We start from the raw sequence: 315 nt of genomic DNA on the forward strand, positions 1-315 counted from the left end.
AGTTGCTGTCGGTGCATTAGCTGCCACAGCACTTCCACTCATCTTCAAGACAATTACGAACATTGCCAGAAGCGTCGTTTCACTTGCCAACTTGGGAACCTTTATCGCTGGTTTCGTAATTGGTACGATCAGCGCGGTAACCACAACAATTTCCATTCTCGGTCATTTAGGTCTTGCTGTTCCGTTATTAGCTGTTACTTCAATTGCTAATCCAATTCTTTCAGTTATCTCAGCATTGGCCTTTGCAATTCTCACAGGAAACATTCTCAACCTCGGCACTGGTTTAGTAAATGTGCCACTCCTAGCTGGATTTGC

Annotated in this window: 1 protein-coding gene; it reads left to right on the plus strand. The window is 44.4% G+C overall.

The window, feature by feature from the left end:
• On the plus strand, positions 1–315 hold a 315-nt coding region (locus CBI42_RS12905; protein WP_179211431.1), incomplete at both ends, for a hypothetical protein.

The sequence above is a fragment of the Streptococcus sp. KR genome, assembly GCF_002238115.1.
Taxonomy (GTDB): domain Bacteria; phylum Bacillota; class Bacilli; order Lactobacillales; family Streptococcaceae; genus Streptococcus.